The organism is Neisseria sp. P0021.S005 (assembly GCF_051956955.1).
In genome coordinates, this window is sequence record NZ_JBQCWY010000031.1 from 1 (window position 1) to 16282 (window position 16282).

General features: G+C 48.1%; 13 protein-coding genes and 1 tRNA gene. 6 read left to right on the forward strand and 8 right to left on the reverse strand.

Annotation, left to right across the window (positions count from 1 at the left end; translation table 11 throughout):
• Positions 1-13: 13 nt before the first annotated feature.
• From ACTHUE_RS03425 to ACTHUE_RS03440, 4 genes are all read right to left on the reverse strand, one after another.
• A tRNA-Gln gene (locus ACTHUE_RS03425) sits at positions 14-89 on the reverse strand.
• Between the two features lie 5 nt (positions 90-94).
• The gene (ispE, locus tag ACTHUE_RS03430; protein WP_039862210.1) at positions 95-943 is read right to left on the reverse strand and encodes a 4-(cytidine 5'-diphospho)-2-C-methyl-D-erythritol kinase; all 849 of its coding nucleotides are present in this window, start codon (positions 941-943) and stop codon (positions 95-97) included.
• Between the two features lie 8 nt (positions 944-951).
• Positions 952-1536 (reverse strand): lipoprotein insertase outer membrane protein LolB, encoded by a 585-nt coding sequence (lolB, locus tag ACTHUE_RS03435; RefSeq protein ID WP_004519905.1) that lies wholly within the window; start codon positions 1534-1536, stop codon positions 952-954.
• Between the two features lie 55 nt (positions 1537-1591).
• Positions 1592-3454, reverse strand: a complete 1863-nt coding sequence (locus tag ACTHUE_RS03440; protein WP_004519906.1) for a tetratricopeptide repeat protein — start codon at positions 3452-3454, stop codon at positions 1592-1594.
• A 175-nt stretch (positions 3455-3629) separates the two neighbouring features.
• Here ACTHUE_RS03440 and ACTHUE_RS03445 point away from each other — a divergent pair, with 175 nt between their 5' ends.
• The gene (locus tag ACTHUE_RS03445) at positions 3630-4235 is read left to right on the forward strand and encodes a CoA pyrophosphatase (RefSeq protein ID WP_049336772.1); all 606 of its coding nucleotides are present in this window, start codon (positions 3630-3632) and stop codon (positions 4233-4235) included.
• A 53-nt stretch (positions 4236-4288) separates the two neighbouring features.
• Here ACTHUE_RS03445 and cysG read toward each other — a convergent pair whose 3' ends face one another.
• Entirely contained in the window at positions 4289-5686 is a 1398-nt protein-coding gene (gene cysG, locus ACTHUE_RS03450; protein WP_004519908.1) for a siroheme synthase CysG, read from the reverse strand.
• Positions 5687-6006: 320 nt separating this feature from the next.
• On the opposite strand from cysG, the gene ACTHUE_RS03455 reads away from it, so the two are divergent.
• From ACTHUE_RS03455 to recA, 3 genes are all read left to right on the forward strand, one after another.
• The gene (locus ACTHUE_RS03455; protein WP_004519910.1) at positions 6007-8571 is read left to right on the forward strand and encodes a glycoside hydrolase family 66 protein; all 2565 of its coding nucleotides are present in this window, start codon (positions 6007-6009) and stop codon (positions 8569-8571) included.
• Between the two features lie 138 nt (positions 8572-8709).
• On the forward strand, positions 8710-10002 hold the full coding sequence (aroA, locus tag ACTHUE_RS03460) for a 3-phosphoshikimate 1-carboxyvinyltransferase (RefSeq protein ID WP_039862183.1): 1293 nt from the start codon (positions 8710-8712) through the stop codon (positions 10000-10002).
• Between the two features lie 147 nt (positions 10003-10149).
• Positions 10150-11196 (forward strand): recombinase RecA, encoded by a 1047-nt coding sequence (recA, locus tag ACTHUE_RS03465; RefSeq protein ID WP_003680794.1) that lies wholly within the window; start codon positions 10150-10152, stop codon positions 11194-11196.
• A gap of 93 nt (positions 11197-11289) precedes the next feature.
• On the opposite strand, the gene fghA is transcribed toward recA, so the two are convergent.
• Positions 11290-12138, reverse strand: coding sequence for an S-formylglutathione hydrolase (gene fghA / locus ACTHUE_RS03470; RefSeq protein WP_049336773.1), 849 nt, complete (start codon positions 12136-12138; stop codon positions 11290-11292).
• Positions 12139-12162: 24 nt separating this feature from the next.
• On the opposite strand from fghA, the gene ACTHUE_RS03475 reads away from it, so the two are divergent.
• Both ACTHUE_RS03475 and ACTHUE_RS03480 read left to right on the forward strand, forming a co-directional pair.
• A complete protein-coding gene (locus ACTHUE_RS03475; RefSeq protein WP_004519914.1) occupies positions 12163-12333 on the forward strand; it encodes a hypothetical protein in 171 nt (56 codons plus the stop codon).
• 301 nt (positions 12334-12634) lie between these two features.
• Positions 12635-14347 carry a proline--tRNA ligase gene (locus ACTHUE_RS03480; RefSeq protein WP_039862211.1) on the forward strand — a complete coding sequence of 571 codons (1713 nt, stop codon included), beginning with the start codon at positions 12635-12637 and terminating at the stop codon, positions 14345-14347.
• Positions 14348-14413: 66 nt separating this feature from the next.
• Here the strand turns inward: ACTHUE_RS03480 and pflA are convergent, their stop codons facing one another.
• Together pflA and ACTHUE_RS03490 are read right to left on the reverse strand one after the other, a co-directional pair.
• Positions 14414-15220: a pyruvate formate lyase 1-activating protein gene (gene pflA / locus ACTHUE_RS03485; protein WP_440361120.1), complete on the reverse strand. Its 807-nt coding sequence runs from the start codon at positions 15218-15220 to the stop codon at positions 14414-14416.
• A 139-nt stretch (positions 15221-15359) separates the two neighbouring features.
• A partial coding sequence (locus tag ACTHUE_RS03490; protein WP_440402785.1) for a pyruvate formate lyase family protein occupies positions 15360-16282 on the reverse strand: 923 nt, incomplete at its 5' end.

Genomic DNA, 16282 nt, shown 5'->3' on the forward strand with positions numbered 1-16282 from the left:
CCAACAAAGGGTTTGGCTGGGGAGGAAGGATTCGAACCTTCGCATGCTGGAATCAAAATCCAGTGTCTTAACCGCTTGACGACTCCCCAACTTACTAAATCATATGAAACAGCGGATGAATATCTAACCCTTCCACACAATAAGCTTCATATGATTGAGAAACCTGTTGGTAAATTGTATTTGCTTCTTGATGAGATTCACTTGCTATAAACAAACAAGCCCCAGAACCGGTCATTAATGCATGACCATATTGGGATAACTCAACATAAGCCTTCCAAACTTCAGGATATTCCTGAAATACAACCGCCTGCATATCATTTTGAAACGGCTGTAACGATTGGAAAGTCGGCATTATGCTGGGTTTGGAATCCCGTGTCAAGCCTTCATGTGCAAAAATTTTAACTGTTGCCACATGGACGGGGGGCTTAACGATAACATACCATTGTTTAGGGACATCTATTTCAGCCAGCTTCTCACCCACACCTTTGGCAAAAGCACTTCTGCCAAAAATAAAAAAAGGAACATCTGCACCAAGACTTACGCCTAAATCAATCAGTTGCTGCCTACTCAAACCGCATTGCCACCATTGGTTTAAAACCATTAAAACCGTGGCTGCATCAGAGCTTCCGCCGCCCAATCCGCCTCCGGTTGGAATCACTTTATCCAACCAGATTTCGACACCGTGCGCTACGCTTGCATATGGCAGTAATAATTTAGCCGCCCGATAAGTTAAGTCTTGCTCAGGTTCAAGCCCTTCGACCGGCGTATGCAGAATAATCTGCCCATCAGTACGGATTTTCAGATGAACGGTATCATATAAGCCGATCAAACAGAAAATACTTTCCAAATTATGATAACCATCGCTCCTGCGGCCGGTAATCCTCAAATCCAAATTTAATTTAGCCGGCGCAGGAAAGGCTTGGATTTCCTCTGAAACAGACATGGCATCCTCTATTTGCGTGCTGCGCATCGGGTTTGTCCATTCTTATCCAAAGAGTGGTTTACCGTGTCAAACACCAAGCGGATATTAAACTTGGCATTTTCAAGTTGAAGCGTTTTGGGCTGTCCTGAACTATTTAAAGTGCGCGATATCGTCCAGTCAAACTGCTCCAGACGTCCATCAGGCAGGATTTTGTATGGCGCATTGGCAACGCGTTTACCATCTGCCCAAATATGCAAATATTGTACCGGCAAAGCAAAGCCCAAAAGCTGTCTGCTCAATTCCTCAGCAGTTTCCGCCTGATAAACCTTACCCTTACTGTCTACCGCCAATACACCTTCACTGTCTTGACACAGCTGGCCTACGGTATTGCCCAATGGGGTATTCACATCAATGGTTTGAACCGCGTTCTGATAAGTCCAATCGAAATTGGCATAAGAGCCTTTTCCTTCCACTTTGACAGCCAAACGACCGTCTGCGCTAAAATCCTGCACCTGCTCTGCTGCTTGCCAACTGTTTTGCTGAGGTAAGTTTGGCTGCGCACAGGCAGCTAAAAGCAATAAGGCTGCAACCGATGATAATCGTTTTAAATTCATGGATATTCCTTCATAGACCGTCTGAAATCAAACGCTTTCAGACGGCCTTTGGGTTTTATTTGTGTTTTTGAGTATGCGGTTTGCTGGGCGTTATACCGAATTTGGACATTGTCTCTTTTAATACTCGGAGATTGCTTCCACGTTTCAAGCCGTCATTCCAGATTTCTTTGGCCTTGTCTTGGTCTCCAAGCGTCCATAGGACTTCGCCCAAATGTGCGGCGACTTCGGCTTCAGGTTCTTTTCCATAGGCATATTGGATATACGGCAAAGCCATTTGGGCATCGCTTTTAAGATAATATGCCCAGCCTACACTATCATTAATGGCTGCGCTTTCCGGATCCATTTGATAGGCCATCTGAACCATTTTGAAAGCCTCGTCCAAATCCTTGCCGTTGGACAGCAAGGTATAGCCCAAAGCATTCCAACCATGCGGATTGTCCGGATACAACTCAACAACTCGGCGCAAATCGGCAATCGCCTTGCCTGGCTGATTCAGCTTCTCATACACCATCGAACGCTGATACAGCACATTGGCAAGCAGCTCCGGAGAAGCTTGGGTTTTCAAGGATTTTTCGGTGGAATTTACCAAGCTGTTCAAAGCGTTCAACGATTCTTGAAGATTGGTATTTTTAGACAATACGAACAAAGCCGTACTCAACAAATCCTTAACTTCAAAATAACGTCCTCTTTGCTCGGGCATTTTTTGTGCGCGTTGTACCAAAGCCCAAGCCTCTTTATGGTTGCCCTGTTTGGCTTCGATAGAAGCAGCCAAAATGGTTTTATCAAACGTATAAGCCGTAGCCGTTACCTTATCCAGCCATTGTTTGGCTTTGGCCAATTCTTCTACATCATTATATGAAACCGCACCAATCAACGCTGCACGGCTGCGCTGCTCTTCCGTGCCAGCTTTATAAGCCTTTTCCAGATAGCTGTTTACCGCAGAAATATTTTCTGTCTTGCTCGCTGACAATAAGGCAGCCTGAATATACAAATCAGGGTTGGGATTTTCTTCCAATAAAGTCTGCAAACGCTTAAAGGCCTTATCATTTTGACCATGGGCGATCAAATTGGCGATGTCCAATTCCTGCCAAATCGGAGATAAGGTTTTGGTGTCTGTCTCTTTGAAGAAGCCGTCCAAAATATCAGGATGCCGTTGCGCCATCAGCCGCAACGTCACAAAAGTCGGCGGCAAAATTTCGTTGTCCAACTTGGCCAATCGCTGCAATGCCGCAATGGCGTGTTTCTTTTGACCGTCTTTTGCACTAAAAATTGCATCCGCAATCGCCGCTTCTGGAAAGTCTTTATAATTCAAGGCCGTTTTATGCACCTGTTTAACCGCATCGCTGGTCAGATTCGGCTGTTGTGCTGCGGTTTGTGCTAAAAGCAGGAACACGCGCTTTTGCTCATCTTCACTACCGCCGGCAATTACCTTGTCCAATCCGCTCAAATTCTTATCGGCTTTACCCAGCAGCAAATTGCGCAACCAAGTCATACGCTTTTGTGTTTCACCAGGCTCCGGCTCGATTTCGCGCCATTTTTGGTAAATGGCTTCAGCCTGTTCAAATGCGTTTAACGAAACCGCCATCTCCAAAGCGCGTTCGGCCACTTCGGGAGATTTGGTGCGATGCAACGTTAAAATATAAGTAAACAACGCAGAAGCTGCATCACCCTTTTGCAGGGCCAGTTCTGAATTTAACAAAGTGAAAACCTGAGATGTACGGTTTTGTATACCCAACAGACGTATCCGCTCCTGCTCGCGCTCTTCGGGAGAAAAACGGTCGGTACGGCTTTTCTTTTTAATAATCTTAGCCGATTCAAAAACTGCATTTGAATCGCCGGGCGCGGCAAAAGTTTGTGTAACAAACAACATCATGACAGCCGCAGCTGCCACTCGAATACGGGATGGGGAAAACAACATAACTATCCTTTTTGAGAACCTGCCGACATTTTCAGACGGCCTAAGCACTTGCAGAACAGACGCAAAGCTTTATTTATCATTCAGGCATAACTGTAACACACGCACCCTATTTTGTTGACACGGTAACCGTAAACCTTGTGTAATCCTCATCTGCATAAAACGATCAGCGCCAAAAATGAATACCGACCACCTTATCCATTTCCTAACTCAAGCTTCACGCTTCAGCAGCCGTATGCAAGCAGAGCGCAATCAATTAGTTACCACTAAAACGGTCAAAGAAGCAGCCGTTTTGGTCGGCATCGCCTTGCATGAAGGAGCGTGGCAAATTTTACTGACCAAAAGGGCCGAGACCTTAAGGCAACACACCGGACAAATCGCCTTTGCCGGCGGCCGCAAAGATGCCCAAGACGACAGCCTAACGGCAACGGCGTTAAGAGAAGCTTACGAAGAAACCGCCATTCCGATTGCCGCATGGCAGACTTTTGCGCCGCTACCCTTTTATGACACACCTTCCGGCTACCGTGTTACGCCTGTTCCGGCAATTTGCACCCAGCCCGTCAACCCCAAAGCAAATCCCGATGAAGTAGCAGAAATTTTTTATCTGCCTTTGGACTTCACCTTAAACCTGCAAAACTACTCATACCGTCATCTTCATCACAACAATCAAACCCTCGCCCTCCCCGCCCTGCCTTTCCGACACTACGACATCTGGGGGCTGACAGCAATCATCCTATATGGACTGGCAGAACGTTATCAGCAATATTGCCAAGCTTTTAAATAAGGCAAGGCCGTCTGAAAACCAATATTCAGACGGCCTTGTTTGATCAATCCTCTTTATGCAGCTTCTTCATAGCATTCGACAAATTCTCCAAACCATTTCATCTCATCGCGCAGGGCAACCACTTCGCCAATTACCATTAAAGCCGGACGTTCTGCTTCGGCAGCCAACAAGCCCAAATCTTTCAGACGGCCTGTCCGCACGGTTTGATGCGGTAAAGTCCCATTGGAAATCACGGCAACAGGTGTAGAAGGCTGCCTGCCATAAGCCATCAGCTTTTCCGCAATCTCAGCCGCTTTAAGCGTGCCCATATAGATTACCAACGTTTGGCGGCTTAAAGCCAAAGTCTGCCAATCGGGCTGACTGCCCTCGTGTTTGCTGTGGCCGGTTACAAATAAAGCACCTTGGGCACAATCGCGATGGGTTAACGGAATACCGGCATAAGCAGTAGCTCCAAGCGCGGCAGTAATACCCGGCACAATGCGGTAGGCAATCCCGGCCTGATGCAGGGTTTGCACTTCCTCCCCGCCGCGACCGAACACAAAAGGATCGCCGCCTTTCAACCTTACCACACGCTCGCCTTTTTGAGCGTGTTCAACCAATAGACGGTTGGTTTCTTCCTGCTGAACATGGTGCGCACCAGCACGTTTACCCACGCTGATTTTCACCGCATCTTTACGCACCATCGCCAAAATCTCATCCGACACCAAAGCATCGTAAAACACGGTATCCGCAGCCTGTATCGCCTGCAAAGCATGTATGGTCAGCAAGCCCGGATCTCCCGGCCCTGCGCCCACCAAAACCACTTCGCCGCCAAACGGCGTTTCCCGGTTTAACTGCGTGATCAATTCACGTTCTGCCGCCTCGATATTGTTTTGAGCCGCAAAAATACTGAAACGGCTGTCGAACAACTTTTCCCAAAAATAACGGCGTCGTTCGACATGATGAATAGTCTGTTTAACCTTTTCGCGCCATTTACCGGCAATACGCGCCATCGTGCCCGTATGCAGCGGAATCAATGTTTCAATAATCTGCCGCCATTTACGCGCCAATACAGGCGCAGTACCGCCGCTGGATATGGCTATCTTCAATGGCCCCCTATCCACCACGGCAGGCACGATAAACGAACACAAGTCCGCCGTATCCACCGTATTGCACAATTTCACCCGTCGTTCCGCCGCTTCAAAAACACGGCGGTTAAACATGCCATTATCCGTCGCCGCAATAACGAAATACACCTCGTCCAGCATGGCTTCTTCAAACAAGCCACCCAGCCAAACTATTTTCCCTTCAGCCGCCCATTGCTGAAACTGCGGATTCAAAGTTTCCGCAACAACACGCACGCGCGCTCCGGCAGACAACAGGCTTTCCGCCTTACGCTCGGCAACCTTACCCGCACCTGCCAGTAAAACAGGGCGGTTTTTCAAATCGGCAAACAACGGATAATGGCTCATAGTCGTGCTCTTACTTTATCAATGATTGTCCGCCGATATTAAAGGCCGTCTGAAAAAATAGGAAAGAATGGTTTCTGATTTTCTTATGGTGTTTGGTTATATACCTGCAAAAAACCGTCTTTTGAATAACAAAACATTCAGACAGCATTTTTAAATTTCAATCACAAACCGAATTATTTTAGATATTTGCTATCAAACGGGGAACTTATTTTCCGCTCTGCCTACTAAAAAGTCTTAACAATTATTCATATCAACAACTTAAGTGATATTGATTTATTAAGGTAATTTCAAAATATAATATTTAGAAGCGAATATACAGCATGACAACTGAAGCAAAAACAGCCCCTTTACCGACTATTCTCTTTAACAAGGTAGCCTATACCAACGGCGATGATGTTATTCTGAACATCTCCAATGCGACAGACAAAATCACCTCTGTCACCGTCAGCCATTTGGGTACGGAAATCCAAAAATTGGATCATCTGAACTCAACCTCCGTCAAACTCTCTTCCGATATTTTTTCACCCAATTCAGGCTACGTCGTCAAAGTAGAAACCGTTGACAACACCGGCAACCACACCAGCAAAACACTGGGATTGTCTGTCGAAGACGACTGGACTATTTTTCCCCGCTATGGCGTAGTGGCAGGATCTAACGATAATTCGGCAGAACGAAACAACGCCATGACCAATGACCAGCTCGAAGGCTATCAAAACAATATCGATCAGCTGGCACAAATGCACATCAACAATTATTTCTTCTATGATGTGTACGACACAACCTCCAATCCATTTCCAAATGTCAACAGCTTCAAGCAAGAATGGGCGACTTGGGCTGTCGACAACGGCCAACCCAACCCTCCCCAAATCGATACCCTGCTGATTAAAAACCTCGTGAACAAAATTCACGAAAAAGGCGGCAGTGCCATGCTCTACAATATGCTTAACGCCGCCTCCAATGACGAACTCGATAATCCGGCCATCAAAGAAATTTTAAATAATGTCAAACTCTACAATGCCCAAGAGCATTCCAACTTCGGCAAAGCCGGTGCAGAGACCAAAACATCCGTACAACAATTCGTCGATCCTGCCGACAAAAGCTGGCAAAACTATATCGTCAACACCATGATCAAAGCCCTGAAAACAGGCGGCTTTGACGGCTGGCAGGCCGATACCATGGGTGATAACCTCGTTTACAAAATACAAAATGGCCAAAAGACTGAAAACTTCAGAATGTCTGACGGTTATGACGATTTGTCAGCCGCGGCTGCGGAAAAGTTACACGATTACGGTCAAACTTATATGATCAACGACATCAGCACAGGCAGGGCCGATGTCTTATCCACCACCGGCATGGATGTTCCTTACTCAGAAATCTGGCCGCGCGATTTTAAAGATACAGCCGGAAATACCCATTATGAAAACCACAACTATGCCGAGCTTAAACGCTTGGTAGGCCGTCTGTACGATTACAATCACGTTTCCCCGATTATTGCCGCCTATACTCGAAAAGGTACCCACCCGGAAGATAATTCTTCCGAACTCAATCCGGACAACGAATTGCTGGTCGATGCCGTTATCGCAGCGAGTGGCGGCTACCACATGACTGTTGCCGCATTAAACAACCTCCCGGATAAAAACGCACATGGTTTTGGTATTTTGCAAGATCCATACTATCCCGCTCAGACGCTCAAAACCAACGAAACCCTGGCCAAATCAGAATTCAACTATCAACAATTCATTACCGCCTATGAGGAGCTGCTTCGCGGCGAAGGCTTGGTTGAACTCAAAGACAGTCATGCCTCCATCGTAGCATCCGACGGCTATGACATGACTTCCACTTCAGGCGAAGGAGGCAAAGTTTATACATGGACCAAGGCCACCGCAGACGGCGGCCGAGTTGTCCAATTAATCAATCTCGCAGGCCTCGACAAAGACACCAATTGGAACAGCTCCAACCACCACACGCTGAAACTCGACAACCCTAAAGTCAGAATCCCGTTTGATATGGAAATCAGCGCAGAACAGGCCGAGCAAGCCATCGTACAACTGGCTTCCCCCGACTCAGACGATATATCCATGCACACATTGGAATCTTCCGTCATCTATGAAAACGGCAAACCGGTGGCACTGGAAGTCACCGTCCCGAGCCTGGATGTCTGGGATATGCTTTATGTCAGCAATTTAGGGCAGGCAAGCGTCAGCCAAACCTTTGCCGACGGCAAAACCACATTCAACGGCACCCACGCCGACGACCATATCAAAGGTACTGAAAGCGAAGACATCATCTACGGCAACCGGGGTAATGATGAGATTCACGGCGGCAGCGGCAATGACAAATTGTCCGGCGGCACCGGCGACGATGTCATCAACGGCGATGCCGGCAGCGATATTCTCTACGGAGGCGGTGGCAATGACCATCTGAACGGCGGATTAGACAACGACACGCTGTATGGCGGCTCCGGTAACGATACTATGTTGGGCGAAGCAGGCAACGACATCCTTCACGGCGGCGCAGGCAACGACACACTGTTTGGTGGCTTAGGGGACGATATATTGCACGGCGAAGCCGGTAACGATACCTACGTATTCAATCGCGGCGAAGGCCATGACACCATTTTCGACCATCACAGCACAAACGCCATCCAATTCGGCGCTGGCATTTCCCTCTCGGATCTGTCGCTCGAAACGGTCAACGAAAAAGACGGCACGACTTGGAACATCACCATTCGTGGCGAAAACAATCACAACGACCTCATCACCATCGACCACCAATATGCCGACATCCATACCGACGTCCAAGGTCAAAAAATCCCCTCAGTCAGCGAATTCCGCTTTGACGAAGGTACGTTCAACATTGACCAGTTAATGCATATTTTAGGTTAACCATTAAAATATCGAGCATCCCAAAGCCGGACTTTCAAAAAGAGTCCGGCTTTTCTTGCCTGCAACGCCACTTCCATTTTTCAGACGGCCTTTGCCTGCGTATAATATCGTTTTGTCTACAATTTGAAATCCTAACCAATGACCGAATCCATCCGCCTGCCCGCTTCCACACTCAAGCCCTCCACCGTTGCCCTGCCCGGTTCCAAAAGCATCAGCAACCGCACGCTGCTCTTGGCAGCACTCTCCGACAACGTTTGCGAAATCCATTCTTTGCTCAAATCCGACGATACCGACCGAATGCTTGAAGCACTCGACAAACTCGGCGTGCAAATTGAATCTTTACCTGAAGGCCGTCTGAAAGTTCATGGTGCCGGCGGCCGCTTTCCCAACCAATCCTCCGATTTGTTTTTAGGCAATGCCGGTACGGCATTCCGCCCCTTGACTGCCGCACTTGCCGTTTTGGGCGGCGACTATCATCTGCATGGCGTACCGCGTATGCACGAACGCCCTATCGGCGATTTGGTCGACGCGTTGCGTATTGCCGGAGCGGACGTACAATATCTGGGCAATGAAAACTATCCGCCTCTTCAGATCGGCAAACGCCAAGACAACGGCGAGCGCGTTATTCCGATTAAAGGCAATGTTTCCAGCCAATTCCTGACCGCCCTGCTGATGGCTTTGCCCTTGACGGGACAAGCATTTGAAATCCACATGGTAGGCGAGTTGATTTCCAAACCTTATATCGACATCACGCTCAAGCTGATGGCGCAGTTCGGTGTGGACATCATCAATGAAGACTACCGTGTATTTAAAATCCCGGCCGGTGCCAAATATCATGCGCCCGAACATTTATATGTAGAAGGCGATGCCTCCAGCGCGTCTTATTTCTTGGGCGCAGGCCTGATTGCCGGTACACCCATCCGCGTAACCGGCATCGGCGCACACAGTATTCAAGGCGACGTTGCCTTTGCGCGTGAATTGGAAAAAATCGGCGCAGATGTCATTTGGGGCGAAAATTTTGTAGAAATTTCCCGTCCTGCCGAGCGCAAGATTCAGGCTTTTGATTTAGATGCCAACCATATTCCTGATGCGGCCATGACCTTGGCCATTGTTGCGCTGGCCACCAAACAACCCTGCACCCTGCGCAATATCGGCTCATGGCGCGTCAAAGAAACCGACCGTATCGCCGCCATGGCAACCGAACTGCGCAAACTGGGCGCAGACGTCATCGAAGAAGCCGAAGCCATCCATATTACGCCGCCCGAAACGCTTACCCCCGATGCCGTTATCGACACTTACGACGACCACCGCATGGCCATGTGTTTCTCGCTGGTTTCGCTTTTGGGCGTCCCCGTCATCATCAACGACCCGAAATGTACGCATAAAACTTTCCCCGACTATTTCCAAGTTTTTGCATCATTGACCAACTGATTGATTATTCAACATTTCAGACGGCCTGTTGCATACAAAAAACACAGGCCGTCTGAAAAATAAAAATAAAACTATACTTTTTCTTAATTTGTGCGATAATAGCTAAATAAATTCTTAGCGATTCATATTTCCTTTCGGAGAGAAAACATGTCAGACGAAAAAAGCAAAGCCTTAGCCGCAGCCCTTGCCCAAATCGAAAAAAACTTCGGCAAAGGCTCCATCATGAAAATGGACGGCAGCCAACAGGAAGAAAACCTTGATGTTATTTCCACCGGCTCCCTCGGCGTGGACTTAGCACTCGGCGTCGGCGGCCTGCCCCGCGGCCGCGTGGTTGAAATTTTCGGCCCGGAATCCTCCGGTAAAACTACACTCTGTCTCGAAGCCATTGCCCAATGCCAAAAAAATGGCGGCATCTGCGCATTCATCGATGCCGAGCATGCTTTTGACCCGATTTACGCCCGCAAACTCGGCGTAAAAGTTGAAGAACTCTATCTCTCCCAACCGGATACCGGCGAACAGGCATTGGAAATCTGTGATACCTTGGTACGCTCCGGCGGTATCGATATGGTCGTTGTCGACTCCGTAGCCGCACTTGTGCCTAAAGCCGAGATCGAAGGCGAAATGGGCGACAGCCACGTCGGCCTGCAAGCCCGCCTGATGAGCCAAGCCCTGCGCAAACTGACCGGCCACATCAAACGCACCAATACATTGGTTGTTTTCATTAACCAAATCCGTATGAAAATCGGCGTGATGTTCGGCAGCCCTGAAACCACAACCGGCGGTAACGCGCTCAAATTCTATGCCTCTGTCCGCCTCGACATCCGCCGTACCGGTCAGATTAAAAAAGGCGATGACGTGATTGGTAACGAAACCAAAGTCAAAGTCATCAAAAACAAAGTTGCCCCTCCGTTCCGTCAAGCCGAATTCGATATTCTTTACGGCGAAGGCATTAGCTGGGAAGGTGAATTGATCGACTTGGGCGTCAAACATGACATCGTTGAAAAATCCGGCGCATGGTACAGCTACAACGGCGCAAAAATCGGCCAAGGTAAAGACAATGTACGCGTTTGGCTGAAAGAAAACCCTGATATCGCCAACGAAATCGATGCCAAAATCCGTGCGGCAGTCGGTATCAATGTCGATATTACCGAAGGCAAATTGGACGACACCGACGGCGAACGTCCTGAGGAATAAGTCTGTCTGAAATTAAAGGTTAAAGACCAAATAAAAGGCCGTCTGAAATCCGACCATTAATCGGATTTCAGACGGCCTTTTATTCAATACTGCTTAAAGCCCCAATGCCTGAGCATGAAACTCAATATGCGAATCGATAAAGCTGGCAATAAAGAAATAGTCATGCCCATAGCCCGGGCGTACTTTATATTGGATATTGAAACCTTTTTCGCGTGCTGAGCGGACAAACCCTTCCAGTTGCAGGACTTCAGGATACAAAGCATCTTCACTGCCGACATCAATCAAAACAGGCAATTTATGCGAGGCCGTCTGAAGCAGCTCTGTACTGTCATAGCGTTTCCACGTTTCCACGTTTTGGCCCAAATAAGCCGAAAACGCCTGCCTGCCGCCTTCCGTATCGATAGGATGACATAAAGGCGCAAAGGCTGAAACCGCAGCATATCGGCCGGGATGCTTCAAAGCCAACTGCAGCGCACCATGCCCGCCCATGCTGAAACCTGCAATGCTGCGCTCTTGCGTTACCGGAAAATGATGCTCGATCAAATCAGGCAATTCTTGGCTGATATAGCTTTCCATTTGGTAATGCTGCGCCCAAGGTGCTTCAGTTGCATTGACATAAAATCCGGCGCCCTGTCCAAGATAATGTTCCTCACTGTCGGCAACATGCCGACCGCGTGGCGAGGTATCCGGGAAAACCACGATAATATTCCATTGCGCCGCAAAACGTTGGATCCCGCTTTGTTGAACCAATTCAGAACCATCACTATTTAAGCCGGAAAGAAAATATAAAACAGGCGCGGGATAGCCTTTTAAGACTTGTGGCGGCAGATAGACATCAAATACCATATCCGTCCGGCAGGTTTGAGAAAAATGGCGGTACCGTTCCTGATACCCGTTAAACATCTTTCTGCGTTCCAGCAAATGCAATTCTGAATTTTTCATTTTATTCCTTGTAAGGAAACAACAATGAGCAGAATGTTAGCGCAAAACCTGCTCATCGTGTTGTTGCCCCATCTTTTTAAGGCAACCCAATCTGCTTTAAACAAGGCTTGCCAATCATGCGAAATCATTACGCCGACAGCATTTAAAATCTATACACAATCTCTGTGGATAAATCTGTTGATAAGCTTTGGGTAATCGTAAAATTTTCTTTAGGAACAAACCAAGTCTTAAATTGACTAAAATTTAATCAAATAAAATATAATAAAATCAAGTGGTTATATTTATAAGATTTTACTATAATCATACAGTGAAAATTTATAGGTAAAACAAGGTTATGCGGCTTTGTGCATAAATTAGGGTTGACATCCCTAAAAATCACCCCGAATCAAAAGCTGCGTAAAACAACGGCCGATTTCATCAGATGCCATTCAAAAGACACGCGGCCATACATTTTGCGTTACAATACGCACTTATTTTTAAGAAAGAAAAATACGCCATGAAAGCCTCCCAGTTCTTCATTTCTACCCTTAAAGAAGCCCCTGCCGAAGCCGCACTTGCCAGCCACAAGCTGATGATTCGTGCCGGCTTGATCAAAGCCAACGCATCCGGTCTTTATACTTGGATGCCGATGGGTCTGCGCGTATTGCGCAAAGTTGAAAATATCGTGCGTGAAGAAATGGCCCGCGCAGGTAGCGTGGAGCTGCTGATGCCGGTGGTACAACCTGCCGAGCTGTGGCAGGAATCCGGCCGCTGGGAGTTTTACGGTAAAGAACTGCTGCGCCTGAAAGACCGTCATGACCGTGATTTCTGTATGGGTCCGACTTGTGAAGAAGTGATTGCCGACATCGTGCGCAAAGAAGTCAACAGCTACAAACAACTGCCGAAAAACTTTTATCACATCCAAACCAAATTCCGCGATGAAGTGCGTCCGCGCTTCGGTGTGATGCGCGCGCGCGAGTTCGTCATGAAAGACGCTTATTCCTTCCATGCCGACTATGCCTCGCTTCAGACGACCTATCAGGATATGTACGACGCTTACTGCCGTATCTTTACCCGTCTGGGCTTGGAATTCCGCCCCGTAGCCGCAGACACCGGCAGCATCGGTGGTACCGGCTCTCACGAATTCCAAGTATTGGCTGAAAGCGGCGAAGACGTTATCGCATACAGCGATACTTCCGATTACGCCGCCAATATCGAATTGGCACCCACCTTGCCGCTCAAAGGCGAACGCGCCGCTGCTCAGGCCGAGTTGACCAAAGTACATACACCAAATGTCAAAACCATTGAGTCTTTGGTTGAATTCCTCAATATTCCGGTTGAACAAACCCTCAAATCCATCGTGGTTGAAGGCGAAAACGAAGGCGAACTCGTCCTGCTGCTGTTGCGTGGCGACCATGAGTTTAACGACATCAAGGCGGAAAAACTGGCCGGCGTGAAATCGCCACTGACCATGGCAAGCCCTGCCGCGATTATTGAACAGTTCGGCGCCAACGGCGGCTCTCTCGGCCCTGTCAACTTCAAAGGCAAAGTCTATGCCGATTTCGCCACCGAAAAAGGCGCAGACTGGGTTATCGGCGCAAACGAAGACGACTACCACTATACCGGCTTCAACTTCGGCCGAGATGCTGCCGAGCCTGAATTTGTCGATTTACGCAATGTCATCGAAGGCGACATTAGCCCTGACGAACAAGGCCGTCTGAAACTGGCGCGCGGTATTGAAGTCGGCCACGTTTTCCAATTGCGCGACAAATATACCCAAGCCATGAATGTCAGCTTCTTGGACAATAACGGCAAATCCCAAATCATGGAAATGGGCTGCTACGGTATCGGTATTACCCGCGTTGTGGCCGCCGCCATCGAACAAAACAACGACGAAAAAGGCATTGTTTGGACCAAAGCAATGGCGCCGTTTGAAGTCGTTATCGTGCCGATGAACTACAAAAAATCAGACGCCGTGCGCGAAGCCGCCGACAAAATCTACGCCGAGCTTTTGGCTGCTGGTGCGGATGTTTTGTTGGATGACCGCGACGAACGTGCAGGCGTATTGCTGAATGACTCCGAGCTGTTGGGTATTCCTCACCGCATCGTGATCGGCGATCGCGCATTGAAAGAAGGCAATGTCGAATATGCCGAGCGCCGTAACAATCAGGCTCAAGCCGTTGCAGTATCAGAAGTTGTCGCCAAGGTTTTGGCCGCATTGAACGCTTAAATTTTTTTCAATAATGAAAAGGCCGTCTGAAACTGATTATTTCGTTTCAGACGGCCTTTTTCTGTTTTAATAAATAATGTTTTTTCCGTAGCTCTCTAATATTTCTTTGATTTTCAGAATGGTTTCTTTGGGCGGCGGATGTACGCCTTTTAATTTGTATTCGTCGCCGCACAAAGCCCATTTGTGTGCGCCCAATTCGTGATACGGCAAGAGCTCGACCATTTCGACATTATCCATATCACCGATAAACTCGCCCAATAAATGCGCTGACCGCTCATCATCGGTATAACCGGGAACAACCACATAACGCACACGCGTCGGCTGATTGCGTTCAGCAAGATAGCGCGCGAATTTCAGCGTTTTGGTATTTGGAATACCGACAAGCACTTTATGAATTTCAGGATCGATTTGTTTTAAGTCGAGCATGACCAAATTGGTATGATCGAGCAAATCATCCAAAATCGAATCATAGTGCAAAGCATAGCCATTGCTGTCTAGACAGGTATGGATATCGTGTTCCCGACAGGCCGTAAACCAATCGCATACAAACTCATATTGCAATAACGGCTCGCCGCCGGTTGCCGTTACGCCTCCGCCTGTCGCACGCAAATAATGACGATAGGTCATGACCTGCTTCATCACAGTTGCCACATCCAATTCCTGCGCCTGCTCAGTATGAAGATCCCATGTGTCACGATTATGGCAATACAGGCAACGCATCAGGCAGCCTTGCAAAAAGAGCACGTAGCGCAAACCCGGACCATCGACAGCACCGCAAGATTCAATCGAATGAATAATGCCTTTACCGTTATAGTGACGGTGGCCAAGGTCTTTCAGTGCCAGCTCGGGGGTAATGGCAAAAGTCGTGGACATAGTGTTCGGCTCAAAAATGTTTTTGCTTATATGGATTGTACGATAATAAAGGCCGTCTGAACATTTCAGACGGCCTCGGAGCTTTGTTTCAAAACAAACCAAATGCAAATTTAGCTTCCGGTTTGTTTCTCCACCCGGATTACATGGTTTCTGTGAATGTACGGGTAATCACGTCAAGCTGTTGTTCGCGGGTCAGCGAGTTGAAGCGAACCGCATAACCGGACACACGAATGGTCAACTGCGGATATTTCTCTGGATTGTGCATCGCATCTTCCAAAGTCTCGCGATTCAATACGTTGACGTTCAAGTGTTGGCCGCCTTCCAAAATACCGTCTTCATGGTGGAAATAACCGTCCATCAAACCGGCAAGGTTGCGTTCGCGAGAATACTCGTCTTTACCCAACGCGCCAGGAATAATGGAGAAGGTATAGGAAATACCGTCTTTGGCAAACTCAAATGGCAGTTTGGCTACGGAAGTCAATGAAGCGACTGCACCGTTGACGTCACGACCGTGCATTGGGTTTGCACCCGGACCAAACGGAGCGCCTGCACGGCGGCCGTCTGGAGTATTACCGGTTTTCTTACCGTAAACAACGTTGGAAGTAATGGTCAGTACGGACTGAGTCGGAGTGGCGTTGCGGTAAGTTTTGTGGGTTGCCACTTTTTTCATGAAGCGTTCAACCAAATCGCAAGCAATATCGTCAACGCGGTCGTCGTTGTTACCAAATTGTGGGTATTCGCCTTCGATTTCGAAGTCAACGGCAATGCCATTTTCGTCACGAATCGGTTTCACTTTGGCGTACTTAATGGCGGACAATGAGTCGGCAGCCACAGACAAACCGGCGATACCGCATGCCATCGTACGTTTCACATCACGGTCATGCAATGCCATCAATGCAGCTTCGTAGCTGTATTTGTCGTGCATGTAGTGAATAATGTTCAGCGCGGTAACGTATTGGGTTGCCAACCAATCCATGAATTTGTCCATGCGCTCAAAGACAGTGTCGTAGTCCAAAACTTCGTCCATAATCGGCTCGGTTTTCGGACCAACTTGCTCTTTAG

Coding starts and splice junctions, on each gene's coding strand:
- ispE (WP_039862210.1), bottom strand. CDS start 943: ATGTCTGTTTCAGAGGAAATCCAAGCCTTTCCTGCGCCGGCTAAATTA.
- lolB (WP_004519905.1), bottom strand. CDS start 1,536: ATGAATTTAAAACGATTATCATCGGTTGCAGCCTTATTGCTTTTAGCT.
- ACTHUE_RS03440 (WP_004519906.1), bottom strand. CDS start 3,454: ATGTTGTTTTCCCCATCCCGTATTCGAGTGGCAGCTGCGGCTGTCATG.
- ACTHUE_RS03445 (WP_049336772.1), top strand. CDS start 3,630: ATGAATACCGACCACCTTATCCATTTCCTAACTCAAGCTTCACGCTTC.
- cysG (WP_004519908.1), bottom strand. CDS start 5,686: ATGAGCCATTATCCGTTGTTTGCCGATTTGAAAAACCGCCCTGTTTTA.
- ACTHUE_RS03455 (WP_004519910.1), top strand. CDS start 6,007: ATGACAACTGAAGCAAAAACAGCCCCTTTACCGACTATTCTCTTTAAC.
- aroA (WP_039862183.1), top strand. CDS start 8,710: ATGACCGAATCCATCCGCCTGCCCGCTTCCACACTCAAGCCCTCCACC.
- recA (WP_003680794.1), top strand. CDS start 10,150: ATGTCAGACGAAAAAAGCAAAGCCTTAGCCGCAGCCCTTGCCCAAATC.
- fghA (WP_049336773.1), bottom strand. CDS start 12,138: ATGAAAAATTCAGAATTGCATTTGCTGGAACGCAGAAAGATGTTTAAC.
- ACTHUE_RS03475 (WP_004519914.1), top strand. CDS start 12,163: ATGAGCAGAATGTTAGCGCAAAACCTGCTCATCGTGTTGTTGCCCCAT.
- ACTHUE_RS03480 (WP_039862211.1), top strand. CDS start 12,635: ATGAAAGCCTCCCAGTTCTTCATTTCTACCCTTAAAGAAGCCCCTGCC.
- pflA (WP_440361120.1), bottom strand. CDS start 15,220: ATGTCCACGACTTTTGCCATTACCCCCGAGCTGGCACTGAAAGACCTT.